The organism is Antribacter gilvus (assembly GCF_003946865.1).
GTDB classification, from domain to species: domain Bacteria; phylum Actinomycetota; class Actinomycetes; order Actinomycetales; family Cellulomonadaceae; genus Antribacter; species Antribacter gilvus.
In genome coordinates, this window is sequence record NZ_QXTH01000006.1 from 213914 (window position 1) to 231196 (window position 17283).

The following is a 17283-nucleotide window of genomic DNA, read 5'->3' on the forward strand; positions in this document are numbered from 1 at the left end:
TCGACGGCGGGCCAGGTGTCCCCCGGCGGCGCTCAGCCCCCGTACACGTGCGGTGCGAGCGTCGCCACGAAGGGGAGATTACGGTACTTCTCGTCATAGTCCAGGCCGTATCCCACAACGAACTCGTTGGGGATCTCGAAGCCGACGTACCGCACGTCGACGTCCACCTTGGCGGCGTCGGGCTTGCGCAGCATGGCGGCGACCTCGACCGACGCCGGTCCGCGCGACCGGAGGTTCGACACGAGCCACGACAGGGTCAGGCCCGAGTCGATGATGTCCTCGACGATCAGGACGTGCCGCCCCGTCAGGTCGGAGTCCAGGTCCTTGAGGATGCGGACGACGCCGGACGACTTGGTGCCGGACCCGTAGGACGACACCGCCATCCAGTCCATCGTCACGGAGCTGTGCAGGTGGCGGGCGAGGTCGGCCATCACCATGATGGCGCCCTTGAGAACACCGACCAGGAGCAGGTCCTTGCCCGCGTAGTCGGCATCGATCCGGGAGGCCAGCTCGGAGAGCCGCTCCCGCAGCTGTTCCTCGGTGAGAAGGATGTTCGCGAGGTCGTCACCGACGTCGGACTGGTCCACGGGTCACTCCTGTTGTCTGCGGGCTGGCCTGACGCCGGGCTCGTCAACAGACCCGGAGGATCCGGGCTGCAGGGCTGGGCGCAGGAACAGACTGCCACACGCGCGCCACGCCCGTGCATCGCCCGGCAGGTGAGCGGGACCCTGCCCGCTCCATGAGACGACGAGCGCGTCGAGAGCGTCGACGTGGCGCGCGGTGGTGGTCGCGCCCACCCAGGCGGCGGCCAGCCGCAGGGCACGCCGGCGCAATGCCGCGGGCGCGTCGCCGAGCGTCCGGACGTCGAGCGCGAGCGCCCCGCCGCCGTCGACGGCGGCCGTCACCGCGGCGGACTCGGCCCTGCCGAGGAGCGCCGCCGCGAGCTCGTCCAGCGCGTCGGCGTCCTCGCGCAGCTGGTCCGCACTGCGAGCCAGCGCCTCGGCCACACCTGGACCGAGGACGTCCTCCAAGGCCGGCAGGGCCACGCCGCGCACCAGGGTGCGCAGCGGCGCCCCGCCGTCGTCTCCCCCGTCCGGCGGGACCAGGTTGGTGGGGTCCGTCCAGAACTCGAGCCCGAGCGCCGCGCACACGGCCTCGGTCTGCGCCCGCCGCAGGCCGAGGAAGGGCCGACGGTAGATGCCCCGCTCGCGCGGCATGCCGGCCAGCGAGCGAGCGCCCGACCCGCGGGCCAGCCCGAGGAGCATCTGCTCCGCCTGGTCGTCGAGCGTGTGGCCCAGGAGCACGGCCAGCGCCCCGGACTCGGCGGCGACGGCCCCGAGCGCGTCGTAGCGCGCGCGGCGCGCTCCCCCCTCGGGCCCCTCCGGAGTGGCGCCGACCACGACCCTGCGCACCACCACGGGGTCCAGGCCCAGCTCCCGGCACTGCCGGGCGGCCGTCTCCGCCACCTGGGCCGATCCGGTCTGCAGACCGTGGTCCACGACGACGGCACCCGCCCGGACCGCGTGGCCACGCGACCGGACGGAGCGCCCGACACGCCGCGCCTCGTGGGCGGTCGCAGCCGCGAGCGCCAGGCTGTCCGCACCCCCGGAGCACGCCACGAGCACCAGCGCGCCGGGCGGGAGGCCGGCCAGCGCCGACCGGACCGCGGACCGTGCGGCAGCCACCGCCGGGTCGACCGATGCCACAGCGTCTCCTGTTCTCAGGTGATCTCAGCCATGGACCCGGCGCACCCACGCGCGCGCGTCGTGGATCTCGCGGGCGGTGGGCAGGTGCGCCGCGTCGGCCCAGACGGCGTTCAGCCCGTCGCGGCCCACCCTGCGCTCGACCGACCGCACGAACCGGGCGCCGTCGCGGTACTGCGCCAGCTTGGCGTCCATGCCCAGGACGCGCCGCAGCACGACGTCGGCCCCCGGCCTCCCCTCGCCGTCGCGTCGCCGCTCGAACCGGGCCCGGATGCGCCGGACGGACGGCACCACGGAGGAGCCGACGGCGTCCATCATCACGTCGGCGTGCCCCTCGAGGAGCGCCATGACGGCGGAGATGTCCGCGAGCTGTTCCTTCTGCCCCGGGGTGAGGAAGCTCTCGGCGAGGGAGCCCCCCTCGCCGCGCAGCACATGGAGCACCGCTCGGCCGGCCATCGCGATCTTGCGGTCGAGGCGCGCCCGGGCCAGCTCCGCGGACGTCTCGGTGAGCCCGGCGACCAGCGTCTGCGTGCGGCCTGCCAGGTGCCCGGCGAGCCAGGGAGCGGCGGCGAACTGGAGGGCGTGGGTCTGCTCGTGCAGGCAGACCCAGAGCCGGAAGTCGTGCACGGGGACGCCGAGCGCCTGCTCCGCCTGGAGCACGTTGGGCGCCACGAGGAGCAGGCGGCCCGGCCCGGCCGGTGCTGAGCCCGCGGCCGACGAGCCCGCGGCCGAGCCCGGCCTGGCCGGGCTGTACGGGTCGAACTGGCCGAGCACCCGGCCGCTGAGCAGGGCCAGGACCGCGCCCACCTCAGCGGCGCCCGCGAGCTGTCCTGCTGCGCTCACCGGAGCCTTGACGGCGGCGGCCACCGCGTCGCCGAGGCCTTCGGTCATGGCGGCCATCACCTGGGTGTTGGCCTTCGCCCAGGAGGCGCGGTCGACGACGACCACCCGGCCCAGGGCGGGGGTGCCGGACGCGCCCGGGCTCCCTGAGCCGGCGTCGGCCACCACCGGAACCATGCTCGTGACCTCCAGCACGTGTTCCACGGCGTCGCCGGCGGCGGTGCGCAGCCCGGCGACGAGCGCGTCCAGGTCGGCCCGGGACGCCTGTGGCCCGGGCGGTGCGAGGCGCGCGGCGATCTGTGCGGCGGCGGGCCAGTCGACGACGCCGTTTCCGGCGGAGGGAGACGTCACCGCCCCACCGTAACCAACCGGCGCACGCCCCCGGCAGGGTTCAGCCCGGGGCGGAAAGCGCGTCGCTGCGATCTCCGGCTCCGGGGCCCGGGTGGGTCTCAGCCTGCGGAGTAGGCGGCGAGCTTCGCCACGAACTGGTCGACGGCGGCCTGGGCGTCCAGCGAGACCCCGGTGTAGGAGTCGGCCATGAGGACGAAGACGAGCTGCCGCGCGTCACTTGTGACGACGGTGCCCGAGAGCGCCGTGACCCCCGGCAGGCTGCCCGTCTTGGCCCGCACCATGCCCAGGCCCGCCTCGGCGACGTTCTGGCCGAAGCGGCGGGTGAGGGTGCCGTTCAGGCCCGCCACCGGCATGCCCACCGCGACCTCGCGCAGCATCGGGCGTTCGGGGTCCATGGTGAGCCGGATCACCTCCGCCAGCTGGGCGGGGGTGAGGCGGGAGTTGTCGCCCAGCCCGGAGAGGTCCGCGAGACGCGCGCCCGCCAGGTCGACGTCGAGGTCGTTCTGCACGACGCTGGTGACCGCCTGCGTCGCCCCCTCCGCGGTCCCGGGCAGGTCCCTCTCCACCGCGACCAGGCGGCCGACGACCTCGGTGATCGTGTTGTCGGACGTGTGCAGGAAGAACTCGACCACGTCATTGACCGGGGCCGAGCTCACGCTCCCGAGCTCCCGGGCGCTCGACGGCGCCTTGTCCTTGAGGACGCTGCCCGAGACCGTCACTCCTCGCTCCGCCAGCCGCTCCGCGAACGCCTGCGCCGCGGCCATGGCCGGGTCCGAGGCGCGGGGGCCGCTGTCGTCGTACGTGTCCTTCAGGAGGCCCACGTTCACGCCGAGGGCCGAGACGTTCGAGATGTAGCCCGCCGCGACGTTCGCGGGGTTGACCGTCGCCGCCACCGGCGGGCCGGAGAAGAGCGTGTCGTCGACCGCCAGGCGCACCTCGGTGCGCCCGGCCAGGGACAGGTGGGCGACGACCTGGTCGGCGAGGTTCGCGAGGCCCGCGCGGCCGTTCACCGCGGCGGGGTCACCAACCCCGGACGAGAGCATCATGTCGCCCCCGCCGACGAGGAAGAGCGTGTTGTCGGCGAGCACCGCCCGGGTGTCGAGGGTGCGCTCCGCGAGCTCCGGCAGGGTGAGTGCCGCGGCGGCGGTGAGGACCTTCTGGGTGGAGGCCGGGATCATGAGCTGGTCCGGCGCGGCCGAGCCCAGCACCTCACCGGTGAGGCTGTCCAGCACGACCACGCCCACGCGCGAGCCGAGCCTGGTGTCGCGGGCGACACCGTCCACCAGGGTCTGGATGTCTGCGGCGTCCGGCATGGGGGCGTCCGCCGGCAGGGTCTGCACGGACTGCGCCAGCTCCGGTCCCTCGACGGCGCCCGGCGCGGTGGGGAACGGCGCGGGCTCAGGCCACGGCGCGGCGGTCGTGAGCATGCCGGGGACCACGTCCATCGAGTCAGCCGTCAGGTATCCACCCAGCAGCGCGCAGACCACCAGGACGGTGGCGCCGGAGCGCGACCCCCACGCCATGGGCATCCTCTCGATCGTCATGCGACGGCCATACCTGATTCTAGTGCAGGCAATGTGCCGTGGTGTACCCCCGGACCGCGGATCAGACGGTCTCGCGCACAGTGCGTTTTATCACTTTATCGGTCGCGGGAGGGGCTGGCGTCCGCGCTCCGACATTCTGTTCGCATGGCAGACTGTTCCCGCGCAGTGCAGCCAAAACTGGAGGATGTTCAGTGGAGTTCGACGTCACGATCGAGATCCCGAAGGGTCAGCGGAACAAGTACGAGGTGGACCACGCGACGGGTCGCATCCGGCTGGACCGCATGCTCTTCACCTCCACGAGGTACCCGGACGACTACGGCTTCATCGAGGGCACCCTCGGCGAGGACGGTGACCCCCTGGACGCGCTGGTGCTCCTGGAGGAGCCCACGTTCCCCGGCTGCCTGATCCGCTGCCGCGCCCTCGGCATGTTCCGCATGCGCGACGAGGCCGGCGGCGACGACAAGGTGCTGTGCGTCCCCACGGGTGACCAGCGCGCCGCCTGGCGCCAGGACATCGACGACGTCTCGGACTTCCACCGTCTGGAGATCCAGCACTTCTTCGAGGTCTACAAGGACCTCGAGCCTGGCAAGTCGGTGGAGGGCGCCCACTGGGTCGGCCGCACCGAGGCCGAGGCCGAGATCGAGCGCTCGATCCAGCGCGCCATCGACACGGGCTACAACACCAAGCACTGAGTCGTCACAAAGACTGAGTCGTCCGACGGCGGCCCCGGGTCACCTCCCGCACAGGAGGCGACCCGGGGCCGTCGTCGCACCCGGGCCCCGGCAGCTCAGAAGGGTGGTCCGCCTGAGTCCGGTGGCGGTGCCGCTGTAGCACCGGTGGAGATGTTGGTGGTGGGGCCGTTGAGCCGGGCGTTGTCGTGGGCGCGCAGGCTGGGTGCCGCTCTGCGCGTGAGCGTGGTGGCGGTGGTGGTGGCGGTCTGCGGGGCGGGGTGGGTGTAGGTATGGCCGGTCGGGGCGGTCCAGACGGTGAGCCCTGAGCCCTGGTCCCGGGTCGCCGACCAGCCATGATGCGTCTTGACGTTATGGTGCCGGCGGCACAGGACCTGCAGGTTGCCCGCCCGGGTCTGCCCCGGGGTACCGGGCGGGTGGGTGGCGGGGTCCAGGGTGTGGTCGAACGTGTCGATGTGGTCCAGGTCTGCGGTGGTGCCGGGGCGGTCGCACTGCGGGAACTGGCAGGTGCGGTCGCGTTCGGTGACCGCGGCGCGTAGCACCGGGCCGGGGACGTAGGCGTGGGTGGAGTAGTCGGTCAGGATCCCGGTGAGGGGGTCGGTGACCAGCCGCTGCCACGTCCCGTCCTGGGCGAGGCGGGCGGTGGTCTCGGCGTCCAGCGGGCCGAACCCGGCCAGGAACCCGGGTTCGTCGTCCTGGCCCAGCAGCGTCGAGGCCGCGACCGTCACGTGGACGGACGCGCGGACCGGTAGGACGGTGACCTTGGTGGCGTCGCACAGGCACCCCCCGCACACGCACCCACCCGCGACCAGGTTGCCGGAGCCCAAGTCACCGGAGTCCGAGGCGCCGGGGCTCGCGGGGCCGGGGCTCGAGGTGCCGGGGGCGGGCAGGGTGGTACGCGGCACACCGGGGGCGAACCCCGGCACCGCGGGCGCCGTGGGTTCGGGCGCCGCGGGTTCGGGGGCTGCGGTCTTGGGTGCTGCGGGTTCGGGTGTTGCGGGCGCCGTGGGCTCGGGCACCGTGGGCTCGGGCACCGTGGGCACTGCGGGCGCGGGTGCTGTGGGGGCGCAGGTGGGGGTGGTCGGGACGACCAGGTGGCCGGTCAGGATCGCGACCAGCGCGTCGGCCCGGGCGTGGTCCAGGGTGCGGTCCTTGCGCCCGGCGCGCTTGATGGCCCGCCCGGCGGTGTCCAGGACCTCCCAGACCGCGACCGCGTCGGTCGCGGGCAGCCGGGCCGTGAGCCACGCGGTGGTGCCGCCCTCGACCGGGTCCAGGTACACCGCCCGCCGGTCCCGCTCGGCCCTGACGACCTCAGTGGGGGTCAGGTGACGGCGGGCGTGGGCCCGCATCTGGTCCCGCACCCAGGACCGGGACCGTTCCCCGGCCTGCGGCAGGACCTCGGCGATCGCCTCGACCCGCTGCTCAACGGTCATCGTGCTGCCCGCGGTCAGCAGCAGGTCCACCTTGACCACGTCGACCACCCCCGCGACCAGCGCCACCCCGACGGCAGGGTGGCGGGCCAGGCCCGCGCCGCGGGCCATGACCTTGTCCGCCTTGTACGTCGGCACCCCGAGCCGGGCACCGAGCTCCACCGCAGCCTGGGCCCTGGGGACCGACCAGCCCCGCCGCCGACCGAGCTCACCCGCGACCGCAGCCTGACGAGTCGTGGCCCACCCGATCAACCGCGACCACCCCGCCGCAGCATCCAGCAGGACCACGTCGTCCAGACGCCCCAGGGCCGAATCACCGCCGTCCGCACCGCCGGCGTCGGTGCCGCCGGTGTCCGCGCCGCACAGGGCGGCCAGGGCCGCCGCGAGCCCCGGACCCCCACCAAGCCCGTCCAGCGCGTCGAGCCCGTCCAGGCCGTCCAGGCCGTCCAGCGGCGTGCCGGGAGCACCTGGGCCCGAGCGGGCGCCGTCGGGCACACTCGTTGCCGAAAGCACCACCACGACCACCCCCCAGCGACCCAGAACGGGCCGCAAGAGCGGCCCCGCCGGACCCCCTGCCCGACCCCTCAAGCCTATCGAACACGCGTTCTTTTCGCTCGCTGACCTGCAAAGATGTGGACAACCACTCCATCCACAGGACCGCCGTCGGCCTCCAACCCGCATACCCCGGTCACGGGCGCAGGAGCACCTTCGTCGCCCGGCGCTCGTCCATCGCCGCGTACGCCTCGGCAACCTCCGACAGCGGGAGCGTGAGGTCGAAGACCCGGCCGGGGTCGATCGCGCCGGACAGCACGTCGGGCAGCAGCTCCTCGATGTAGGAGCGGGCCGGCGCCATCCCGCCGCCCACAGTGAGGTTCTTGCGGAAGATCTGCCCGATGGGCAGCTCCGCCCCGCCGTTCGGCACGCCCACGAAGCCGACCGAACCGCCGCCCCGCACCACGCCGAGCGCCTGCTGCATCGACACGTCGGTGCCGACGCACTCCAGCGCGCAGTCGGCGAGGCCGCCAAGGATCTCGCGCACCGCGGCGATCCCCGCCTCGCCGCGCTCCGCGACGACGTCGGTCGCGCCCAGCTCCCGCGCGAGCGCCGTGCGGTCGGCGTGCCGACTCATGATGACGATGCGCGACGCACCAAGCCGCTTCGCGGCGACGACCGCGCACAGGCCCACGGCGCCGTCGCCCACCACCACGACCGTGGAGCCCTGCCCGACACGCGCCGACACGGCCGCATGGTGGCCCGTGGACATCACGTCGGCGAGGGTGAGCAGCGAGGGGATGAGCCCCTCGGCCTCCGCCTCGTCGACGTCGAGCGGGACCGGCACGAGCGTCGACTGCGCGAACGGGATGCGGACCCGCGCGCTCTGGGCGCCCTCGACGGGAAGCCCGTCGCGATCCTGTCCGCCGTAGAACGTCACGCGGTCGCACGCCGACGGGAAGCCCGCGAGGCACGACTGGCACTCGCCGCAGCCGAACGAGAAGGGCACGACGACGAGGTCGCCCACCTTCGCGCTCGTCACGTCGTCGCCGAGCGCCTCCACGACGCCGACGAGCTCGTGCCCGATGCCGTGGGGCTCGCTGGTGGGGGTGACGCCGCGGTACGGCCACAGGTCGGAGCCGCAGACGCAGGCGGCGACAACCCGCACGACGGCGTCGTTCGAGGTGAGGACAGTAGGTTCCGGCAGGTCGTCCGCGCGTACGTCCCGCGGTCCGTGGATGACTGATCCGAGCATGGCCTCACGCTACCCGCCGTGGGCTACGGCCTGCCCGCATACGGCATCGCGCTCGACAGCCGGAGCGCGGTCTCGCGCACCGGGGTCCCGGGGTAGACCGCCTCGATCATGCGACCGCCGCCCGAGTACATCGCCACGTGGTAGATCGTCGACGGGTCGCTCCGGTTCGTCGCATAGAAGATGAGGTCGCCGGGTCTCAGCGCGTCGTAGCCGATCTTGCCGACGGCAAGGTACTGGGACCGCGACGTGCGCGTGATCCACACTCCCGCGCTCGACCAGGCGCCCGACGTCAGGCCCGAGCAGTCGTAGGCGTCCGGCCCGGTCGCGCCCAGCTGGTAGGGCGTGCCGATCTTGGACCGCGCCCACGAGACCGCCGTGGCGCCTTGGGCGGCGGTTCCGACGGAGACACCGCTGGTGGGCGGGGCGGGGGCCGGGGGTGGAGCCGGAGCAGGAGCAGGAGCCGGAGCAGGAGCCGGAGCAGGCGCGGGAGCAGGCGCGGGAGCAGGAGCCGGCACGGGCGCCGGAGCAGGAGCAGGCGCAGCAGCCGGCGCCTCCCCTGCCGGAGCCTCGGCGCCGTCCACGACCGGGCCTGGCTCCGCCGTCGGCCCGGGATCTGCCGCCCCCTCAGCCGGCGCCCCCTCACCCGCCGCGGCCTCGATCTCCGCCCGGGCCTCCGCCTCCCGCCGAGCCTCGGCCTCGGCCGCTCGGGCGGCCTCCCGCCGACGCTCGATCTCGACCGTGGTGGCGCGCAGCTCGGCCAGCCGCTCGACCAGCTCCGTGCGCTGCTGCTCGGCGGCGACCGTGCGGGCCTCGAGGTCGGCGGCGGCGAGCCGGGCCGTGTCATAGGAGCGCTCCGCGGCGGCCGCCGCCTCCCGCTGTATCTCGCTCGCGGCGACCCACCGGGACTCGGCGGAGTCGGCGGCGGCGCGCGCGTCCTGGTAGGTCCGCAGGGCCGCTCCGAGCTTGCGGCTCACGGCGCGCGACGCCGCGTCGCGACTGACGACGTCGGCGACGTCCTGGGCGTCGAGGAGGAGGGCCACGCCCGAGAGGCCGCCCGCGCGGTCGGTGCTGCGGTAGACCTCGGCAAGGGCGCTGCGGGCGGCGACCTCACCGGCGCGCGCGGCGACGGCGTCGTCCGCGGCCTGGTCGGCCGCGGCGGTGGCCGCCTCGAGGGCGACCTGGGCCTGGGCGTGGTCCTCGCCCGCGACCTGGACGCGGAGCTGGGCGGCGGCGAGCTCGGCGCGCAGGGCGTCGAGGGCGGCGTCGGCCCCGGCGACGTCCAGCTCGCCCGCCGCGACCTGGGCCTGCGCGGCGGCGAGGTCGTCCTCGCTGGGCGTGTCGGCGGAGGCCACGGTGCCCCAGGGGAGGGTCAGGCCTACGGTGAGCGTCACGATCAGGACCAACCGTCGTCGCACCCGGTTCGTGCCCATGTCTACCCCCTCGACCTTCCTGACCAGCCCTGACGCATACGACGCCCGGACGTTCCTCGCCTCGCTCCTCGCCCCAGGTTCACCCGGGCACCCGACTTCCGCGACCGGAAGAGTCCGACAAGGGCGCCATTGGCAAGCGACACGCCGTCTCATTTTCGAATCTCAGGATTTAAGACGCCTCTTTCGGCGATCGACGCGCCCGTCTACCGTCAAGCCCATGACTCGTCGAATGTGTTGCTGACCTCAGCGCACGTTCGCCTGCCCGCGTGCCGGACCCGTCCGGCCGCGCACCGCGTGCGCGCTCCCCAGCCGCCGCGGCTCGTCTCCCTGAGCGCAGGCCCCCTCCCGGGCTCGTGCCGCGGCACGTCTCGTCCCTACCGAAGACCTCACGCCAGGAGAGCAAGAGCCATGACGCAGCCCCAGTGGTCGTTCGAGACCCGCCAGATCCACGCCGGCCAGACCGCCGACCCCACCACCGGCGCCCGCGCGCTGCCGATCTACCAGACCACGTCGTTCGTCTTCCCCGACGCCGGTACCGCCGCCGCGCGCTTCGCCCTGCAGGACCTGGGCCCCATCTACACGCGCATCGGCAACCCGACCCAGCAGGTGGTCGAGGACCGCGTCGCCAGCCTCGAGGGCGGCGTCGGCGCCCTGCTCGTCGCCTCCGGCCAGGCAGCCGAGACGCTTGCGATCCTCAACATCGCCGAGGCGGGTGACCACGTCGTCGCCTCCGCGAGCCTCTACGGCGGAACGTACAACCTGCTCCACTACACGCTGCCGAAGCTGGGGATCCAGACCACCTTCGTCCAGGACCCGCACGACCTCGACGCGTGGCGCGCCGCCGTCCGCCCAAACACCAAGCTGTTCTTCGGCGAGACCATCCCGAACCCGCGCTCGGACGTGCTCGACATCGAGGGCGTCGCCACGGTGGCCCGCGAGACCGGGGTACCGCTCATCGTGGACAACACGGTGGCCACGCCCTACCTGATCCGCCCCCTGGAGCACGGCGCGGACATCGTGGTGCACTCGGCGACCAAGTACCTCGGCGGGCACGGCACGGCCATCGGCGGCGTCATCGTCGACGGCGGGTCCTTCGACTTCGCGGCCGACCCGGAACGGTTCCCGAACTACAACACGCCCGACCCGTCGTACCACGGCATCGTCTACGCGCGGGACCTCGGCGTCGGCTCCCCGCTGGGCGCCAACCTCGCGTTCGTCCTCAAGGCACGCGTCCAGCTCCTGCGCGACCTGGGCCCCGCGATCTCCCCCTTCAACGCGTTCCTCCTGTCCCAGGGCATCGAGACGCTGTCGCTCCGCATCGAGCGGCACGTCGCCAACGCGGAGAAGGTGGCCGCCTGGCTGGAGGCACGCGACGACGTCCGCGTGGTCCACTACGCCGGGCTGCCGAGCTCGCCCTGGCACGCCAACGCCCAGAAGTACGCACCGCTCGGCGCGGGCGCCGTCCTCGCCTTCGAGCTGGACGTGGCCGACGCCGACGGCGCCGCGGCGGGCCAGGCCTTCGTCTCCGCGCTGCAGCTGCACTCCCACGTGGCGAACATCGGCGACGTCCGGTCGCTCGTGATCCACCCCGCGTCGACCACGCACTCGCAGCTCACCCCCGAGGAGCAGGCGCTGTCGGGCGTCACTCCCGGGCTCGTGCGCCTCGCGGTGGGGCTCGAGCACGTGGACGACATCCTGGCCGACCTGGAGGTGGGCTTCACCGCCGCCAAGGACCTCCTGGGCGACGAGGACCAGGCGTGACGGCGACCGCCTCCACACACCTGGGCTGTACGACGCCGGCGCCCACCGTGCCCGCCAGGCCGCTCGCGCCCGCCAGGCCTCTCGTGCCCGCGTCCGGGGCGTGGCGCGAGAGCGACCCGGTGGGGCGCCGGCTCTTCGTCGACCTGGGCGCCTTCGACCTGGAGGCCGGCGGACGGCTGCCGGCCGTCCGGGTCGCGTACGAGACGTGGGGCGAGCTCGCCCCGGACGGTTCCAACGCCGTGCTGGTGCTGCACGCCCTGACGGGCGACTCCCACGTCTCGGGCCCCGCCGAGGAGGGGCACGCCACGGCCGGGTGGTGGGACGCCATGGTGGGACCTGGCCGGCCCATCGACACCGACCGGTACTTCGTCGTCGTGCCGAACGTTCTGGGCGGCTGCCAGGGCACCACCGGGCCGTCGACGCCCGCGCCGGACGGTCTCCCCTGGGGCGGGCGGTTCCCGTTCGTCACCACGCGGGACCAGGTCGCGGTGGAGGTCGCGCTGGCGCGCGAGCTCGGGATCACGTCCTGGGAGCTCGTGGCCGGTGCCTCGATGGGCGGACTGCGTGCGCTCGAGTGGGCGCTGCAGGGGCCGGAGTCCGGGATCGAGGTGCGGAACCTCGCGGCGATCGCCACCACCGCTCAGATCGGCGGCGACCAGATCGCCTGGGCGCACCCGCAGCTCGCGGCCATCCGGATGGACCCGGGTTTCCGCGACGGCCAGTACTACGACGCGCCCGACGGCTCCGGGCCGCACCTCGGGCTCGGCATCGCCCGGCAGATCGCGCACACGACGTACCGGTCGGCGTTCGAGCTGGACCAGCGGTTCGGCCGGCTGCCGCAGGGCGGCGAGGACCCGTTCGCGCGGGGCCGGTTCGCGGTGCAGTCGTACCTGGACCACCACGGCGACAAGCTCGCCCGGCGGTTCGACGCGAACTCCTACCTGGTGCTCACGGAGTCGATGCTGTCGCACGACCTCGGCCGGGACCGCGGCGGCGTCGAGACGGCGCTCACGCAGGTGACGGCCCGGGCCCTCGTGGTCGCGGTGGACAGCGACCGGCTGTTCCCGCCCACGCAGTCCGCCCGGCTGGCGTCCTGGATCCCCCGGGCCGAGCCCCTGCGGATCGTGACGAGCGACTTCGGGCACGACGGGTTCCTCATCGAGTTCGACCAGCTCGGCCCGATCGTGGCGGAGTTCCTCGCGGAGGGCTGAGCACCCGGCTGCCGCGCGCGTGTCGGTGGCCGGTCCTAGCGTGGTCCCGGGACGGACGACGGCGCCGCCCCGCACGCCGGGCGTCCGTCCGGCCGGACCCCGCCGGGGCACGCCCGGCTCGACCCTGGAGATCAGCATGGCGAAGCTCAACCCCTACCTCAGCTTCAAGGACAACGCCCGCGAGGCGCTCGAGTTCTACCAGTCCGTGCTGGGTGGCGAGCTGGACATCAACGCGTTCGGCGACATGCCCATGGAGGGCATGGACACCAACCCGGACGAGGCGCGCCTGGTGATGCACGGGCAGCTCGACACGCCGAGCGGCCTCACGCTCATGGCGTCGGACACCCCGTCGTTCATGGAGTACGTCGCGCCCTCGAGCGGCGTCACCGTGGCGCTGACCGGCGGCCCGGACGACCACGAGTACATCCAGGCGGCGTACGACAAGCTGTCCGACGGCGACACCGCGACCCTGCCGTTCGACCTCGCGCCCTGGGGCGACTACTACGGCCAGCTCACCGACAAGTTCGGCATCTCGTGGATGTTCGACGTCGGCAGCACGGAGCAGCCTGCCTGACGGTTGCAGCGGCGGGAGGCGCTCAGTGGGTCAACAGCGCTTCCCGCCGGAGCAGCTCGCCGCGCACGCCCCCGGCGGCGCCGGCATGGGTAGGTTGGGACCGTGCTCGCCGCCTATGCCACCCGGTTCTCGCCCGACGCTCCGCTCGACGGCCTGGAGGTCGGGGAACGCCCCGAGCCCGAGGCGCGAGAGCACTGGTCCACCATCGAGGTCCGGGCAGCGAGCCTGAACCACCACGACCTGTGGTCGCTGCGCGGCGTCGGCCTGCGCGCGGAGCAGCTGCCGATGATCCTGGGCACGGACGCCGCGGGCGTGGCAGCGGACGGCACCGAGGTGGTGGTGCACGGAGTGATCGGCGCGGACGGCCACGGCGTCGGGCCACGGGAGTCCCGGACGCTGCTCTCCGAGAAGTACCCCGGCACCCTCGCCGAGCGGGTGGCGGTGCCGACGGCGAACCTCGTCCCCAAGCCTGCGGAGCTGTCGTTCGAGGAGGCCGCCTGTCTCCCGACCGCCTGGCTGACCGCGTACCGCATGCTCTTCACGGCGGGTGGCCTCCGGCCGGGCAACCGGGTGCTGGTCCAGGGTGCGGGCGGCGGCGTCGCCTCGGCCGCGATCGCCCTCGGGGCGGCGGCCGGGCTCGAGGTGTTCGCCACGTCGCGTTCCGCCGGCAAGCGGGAGCGCGCCCTGGCTCTGGGCGCGGCCGTGGCGCTCGAGCCGGGTGCTCGGGTGCCCGCCCGGGTCGACGTCGTCGTCGAGTCCGTGGGCCAGGCCACCTGGGGGCACTCCGTCCGGTCCGTCCGGCCCGGGGGCACGATCGTGGTGTGCGGGGCGACGTCGGGTGACGCTCCCCCGGCCGAGCTCACGCGCGTCTTCTTCCAGGAGCTCACGGTTCAGGGCGTGACCATGGGCTCGCGTGACGACCTCGCCGCGCTGCTCTCGTTCCTCGCCCGGACCGGGCTGCGCCCCGTGATCGACGCCGAGGTGCCGCTGACCCGCGCCGGCGAGGGCGTGTCGCGTCTGGTGGAGGGGACCCAGTTCGGCAAGGTGGTCGTGACCGTCTGAGCCGGGACGCTATCCCGGCAGGCCCGCCCGGTAGCGGTCCGCCAGGGTGCGGGCGGCCTCGACGAGCTCGGGCGGTCCCACCACCTCGAAGGGCACGTCGAACACCCCGAGGTGGCCGGCGAGCCCGCCCCAGGACCAGGACCCGAGCACGACCCTGCAGCGGGGGGCGCCGTCGACGTCGGGCAGCGGCTCGCACACGCCCTGGGCGCCGACCCACGGCGCGATCACCTCGGCCGCCGCGTGGAGCACCGCCTCCCCGCGCACCGGCGAGGAGGGCCGCGTGAGCCGCTCGCCCACGAACCGCGCCACGTCCCCGCCCGGGATCTCCCGCCGGCGGAACCGCGGCCCGCTGCCCGACCGGAGGGCGAGCCGGTCCACGCGGAAGAGACGCCAGTCGTCGCGGTCGAGGTCGAACGCGACGAGGTACCAACGCCCCTCCGACGTGACCAGGTGGTGCGGCTCGACCCGGCGCGGCGGCCGGAACGCGGCCTCCCCCTCGCCCCAGGACGCCATCGTGCCGCCCTCGTAGTCGAACCGGACCACCTCGCGGGCCTGGCACGCGGAGCCGAGCGCGAGGAGCAGGTCCGGGTCCACGGCCGGCTCGGCAGGCCCGGGCCGACGGCGCACCCTGGTCACCTCCAGCGCGTCCAGCCGCGCCCGCAGCCGGGCGGGCATGACCTGCCGGATGGTGGCGAGGGCCCGGAGCGCGCCCTCCTCGACGCCGGGCGTCGCCCCGGTGCGCAGGGCCACCGCGACCGCCACCGCCTGCTCGTCGTCGAACAGCAGGGGCGGGAGGTCGGTGCCCGCGTCGAGGCGGTAGCCGCCGTCGGGCCCCTTGGTGGCGTTGACCGGGTAGCCGAGCTCGCGCAGCCGGTCGACGTCGCGGCGCACGGTCCTCGGGCTGACACCGAGCCGGTCCGCGAGGGCAGGCCCGGGCCAGTCCCGGCGCGCCTGGAGCAGCGACAGCAGGGTGAGGAGGCGTCCTGAGGTCTCGCGCATGGATCGAGGATCGCATGCAACAGAGGACAGAACCTGACCGCTACTGCCGCAAGAGTGGTGCACGTACCGAACACCGACCTGGAGGCATCGTGATCCGCACCCGAGAGCTCACCAAGGACTTTGTGGTGAGCCGCACCCGAACCGTCCATGCCGTCCGCGGCATCTCGCTCGACGTGGAGCCCGGCGAGCTCGTCGCCGTCCTGGGTCCCAACGGGGCCGGCAAGACGACGACGCTGCGCATGCTCACCACGCTCATCCCGCCCACGTCCGGCACGGCGGAGGTGGCCGGCTACGACGTCGTCGCGCACCCCGACCGGGTCCGCGCCGCCATCGGGTACGTGGGCCAGGGCAACGCCGCGGGCGCGTCCCAGCGCGTGCGCGACGAGCTCCTCACCCAGGGCGAGGTCTACGGCCTCGACCGGCGCACGGCACGCCGTCGGGCCGACGAGCTCCTCGACGCGCTCGACCTGACCGAGCAGGCCGACCGGAAGGTCGAGAGCCTGTCCGGAGGTCAGCGGCGACGCCTCGACGTGGCCGTCGGCCTGGTGCACTCGCCCTCGCTGCTGTTCCTCGACGAGCCGTCGACCGGGCTCGACCCGCACAACCGCGCCAACCTGTGGGAGCACATCCTGCGGATGCGCACGGCTTCGCCCGAGCCGATGACGATCGTGCTCACCACCCACTACCTCGACGAGGCGGACACGTTCGCCGAGCGGGTCCTCGTGGTGGACCACGGGGAGGTCATCGCCGACGACACGGCGGACGCCCTGAAGGCGGAGCTCGCCGGCGACCTGGTGACCTTCCGGGTGGACCCCGACCGGGCCGCGACGCTCGCCGCGATCGCCGACCGCGCGCCGGGCACCCGCTCGGTCCGCACCGCGGCCGACGTGGTCGAGGTCCGCACGGCGGACGGCCCCGGCGCGACGCCCGGGCTGCTCCGCGCCGCCGACGCCGCGGGCGTGGAGGTGATGCGGGTCGACGTCACCCGGCCCACCCTCGACGACGTGTTCCTCGCACTGACCGGCCGGAGCCTCCGGGAGACGGCCGACGGTTCCGGCCCCGCCGACACCGCCGCCGTCCGCCCGACCCCGAAGGAGGTCCTCGCATGAGCACCGCGACCCTGACACCTGGAACGCCGTCGGCCCCGGCCGTCCGGACCCTTCCCCGCCGCAGCTTCCTCCGTGACACCCGGATCGTCATGGTGCGGGAGCTGCGCCCGGTGGTGCGCGAGCCGTTCTCGCTCGTCTTCGGGCTGGTGCAGCCCCTCGTGTTCCTCGGCCTGTTCGGCCCGCTCCTCGTCGGCAGCGCGGGCGGCGTCCTCGGCGGCGACGTCTGGCTCTGGTTCGTCCCGGCCGTGCTCGCGATGACCACCCTGTTCGGCTCGTCGGTGACGGGCTCGAACCTCCAGCTCGACCTGTCGTCGGGTGTGCACGAGCGGATGCTCGTCACGCCGCTCTCGCGGCCGGCCCTCCTGGTGGGACGAGGCCTCAAGGAGATCGTGCCGGTCGTGGCCCAGTCGGTGGTGGTGCTGCTCGTCATGCTGCCGTTCGGCCTGCGGCCCGACCCCCTCGGCGCGGCGGTGACGCTGGCGCAGCTCGCGGTGCTGGGTGTCGGCGTGGGCTCGCTGTCCTACGCGCTCGCGCTCGCCGTGCGCAAGCAGGAGTGGATGTTCTGGGTGGTGCAGCAGACGGTCCTCTTCCCGGTCATGATGCTGTCGGGCATGCTCCTGCCGCTCGAGACCGGTCCCGCGTGGATGCGCGCCGTCTCGTCCGTGAACCCGCTCCGGTACGTCGTCGACTCGGGCCGTGCGGCCTTCGCCGGCGACGTGGCGTCCTCGGCCGTGGCCTGGGGCTGGGTGGCGGCGGTGCTGACTGCGGCCGTCGGTCTCCTGGTGGGAGTCCGAGCGATGGTCCGCTCGGCGGACTAGCCCTCCGGCTTGCCG

At 74.0% G+C, this 17283-nt stretch carries 15 protein-coding genes; 7 read left to right on the forward strand and 8 right to left on the reverse strand.

What is annotated here, in order from left to right; all coding sequences use genetic code 11:
- Window positions 1–32 precede the first annotated feature (32 nt).
- From hpt to dacB, 4 genes are all read right to left on the reverse strand, one after another.
- Complete coding sequence (gene hpt, locus D1350_RS12340; RefSeq protein WP_125776287.1) at window positions 33–587, reverse strand: hypoxanthine phosphoribosyltransferase; 555 nt, start codon at window positions 585–587, stop codon at window positions 33–35.
- Window positions 588–590: 3 nt separating this feature from the next.
- On the reverse strand, window positions 591–1706 hold the full coding sequence (gene tilS / locus D1350_RS12345; RefSeq protein ID WP_125776288.1) for a tRNA lysidine(34) synthetase TilS: 1116 nt from the start codon (window positions 1704–1706) through the stop codon (window positions 591–593).
- Window positions 1707–1730: 24 nt separating this feature from the next.
- Entirely contained in the window at window positions 1731–2894 is a 1164-nt protein-coding gene (locus D1350_RS12350) for a zinc-dependent metalloprotease (protein WP_125776289.1), read from the reverse strand.
- Window positions 2895–2992: 98 nt separating this feature from the next.
- Entirely contained in the window at window positions 2993–4438 is a 1446-nt protein-coding gene (dacB, locus tag D1350_RS12355; RefSeq protein ID WP_240644067.1) for a D-alanyl-D-alanine carboxypeptidase/D-alanyl-D-alanine endopeptidase, read from the reverse strand.
- A 191-nt stretch (window positions 4439–4629) separates the two neighbouring features.
- Between dacB and D1350_RS12360 the strand changes: the two genes are divergently transcribed.
- Window positions 4630–5130, forward strand: coding sequence for an inorganic diphosphatase (locus D1350_RS12360; RefSeq protein WP_125776290.1), 501 nt, complete (start codon window positions 4630–4632; stop codon window positions 5128–5130).
- A 95-nt stretch (window positions 5131–5225) separates the two neighbouring features.
- On the opposite strand, the gene D1350_RS12365 is transcribed toward D1350_RS12360, so the two are convergent.
- From D1350_RS12365 to D1350_RS12375, 3 genes are all read right to left on the reverse strand, one after another.
- Entirely contained in the window at window positions 5226–7052 is a 1827-nt protein-coding gene (locus tag D1350_RS12365; RefSeq protein ID WP_125776291.1) for an HNH endonuclease signature motif containing protein, read from the reverse strand.
- Window positions 7053–7245: 193 nt separating this feature from the next.
- A complete protein-coding gene (locus tag D1350_RS12370) occupies window positions 7246–8304 on the reverse strand; it encodes a zinc-binding dehydrogenase (protein ID WP_125776292.1) in 1059 nt (352 codons plus the stop codon).
- 23 nt (window positions 8305–8327) lie between these two features.
- On the reverse strand, window positions 8328–9734 hold the full coding sequence (locus D1350_RS12375; protein ID WP_125776293.1) for a C40 family peptidase: 1407 nt from the start codon (window positions 9732–9734) through the stop codon (window positions 8328–8330).
- A gap of 408 nt (window positions 9735–10142) precedes the next feature.
- Between D1350_RS12375 and D1350_RS12380 the strand changes: the two genes are divergently transcribed.
- From D1350_RS12380 to D1350_RS12395, 4 genes are all read left to right on the forward strand, one after another.
- A complete protein-coding gene (locus D1350_RS12380) occupies window positions 10143–11495 on the forward strand; it encodes a bifunctional o-acetylhomoserine/o-acetylserine sulfhydrylase (protein ID WP_125776294.1) in 1353 nt (450 codons plus the stop codon).
- The gene (gene metX / locus D1350_RS12385; RefSeq protein ID WP_125776295.1) at window positions 11492–12706 is read left to right on the forward strand and encodes a homoserine O-acetyltransferase MetX; all 1215 of its coding nucleotides are present in this window, start codon (window positions 11492–11494) and stop codon (window positions 12704–12706) included. The genes D1350_RS12380 and metX overlap by 4 nt, the downstream gene beginning before the upstream one ends.
- A gap of 136 nt (window positions 12707–12842) precedes the next feature.
- Complete coding sequence (locus D1350_RS12390; RefSeq protein WP_125776296.1) at window positions 12843–13280, forward strand: VOC family protein; 438 nt, start codon at window positions 12843–12845, stop codon at window positions 13278–13280.
- Between the two features lie 102 nt (window positions 13281–13382).
- Window positions 13383–14342 carry a zinc-binding dehydrogenase gene (locus tag D1350_RS12395; protein ID WP_125776297.1) on the forward strand — a complete coding sequence of 320 codons (960 nt, stop codon included), beginning with the start codon at window positions 13383–13385 and terminating at the stop codon, window positions 14340–14342.
- A 9-nt stretch (window positions 14343–14351) separates the two neighbouring features.
- Here D1350_RS12395 and D1350_RS12400 read toward each other — a convergent pair whose 3' ends face one another.
- Window positions 14352–15341 carry a helix-turn-helix transcriptional regulator gene (locus D1350_RS12400; RefSeq protein ID WP_125776298.1) on the reverse strand — a complete coding sequence of 330 codons (990 nt, stop codon included), beginning with the start codon at window positions 15339–15341 and terminating at the stop codon, window positions 14352–14354.
- A gap of 89 nt (window positions 15342–15430) precedes the next feature.
- Between D1350_RS12400 and D1350_RS12405 the strand changes: the two genes are divergently transcribed.
- A complete protein-coding gene (locus tag D1350_RS12405; RefSeq protein WP_125776299.1) occupies window positions 15431–16450 on the forward strand; it encodes an ATP-binding cassette domain-containing protein in 1020 nt (339 codons plus the stop codon).
- The gene (locus tag D1350_RS12410) at window positions 16447–17268 is read left to right on the forward strand and encodes an ABC transporter permease (protein ID WP_125776300.1); all 822 of its coding nucleotides are present in this window, start codon (window positions 16447–16449) and stop codon (window positions 17266–17268) included. The genes D1350_RS12405 and D1350_RS12410 overlap by 4 nt, the downstream gene beginning before the upstream one ends.
- The last annotated feature ends 15 nt before the right edge of the window (window positions 17269–17283 follow it).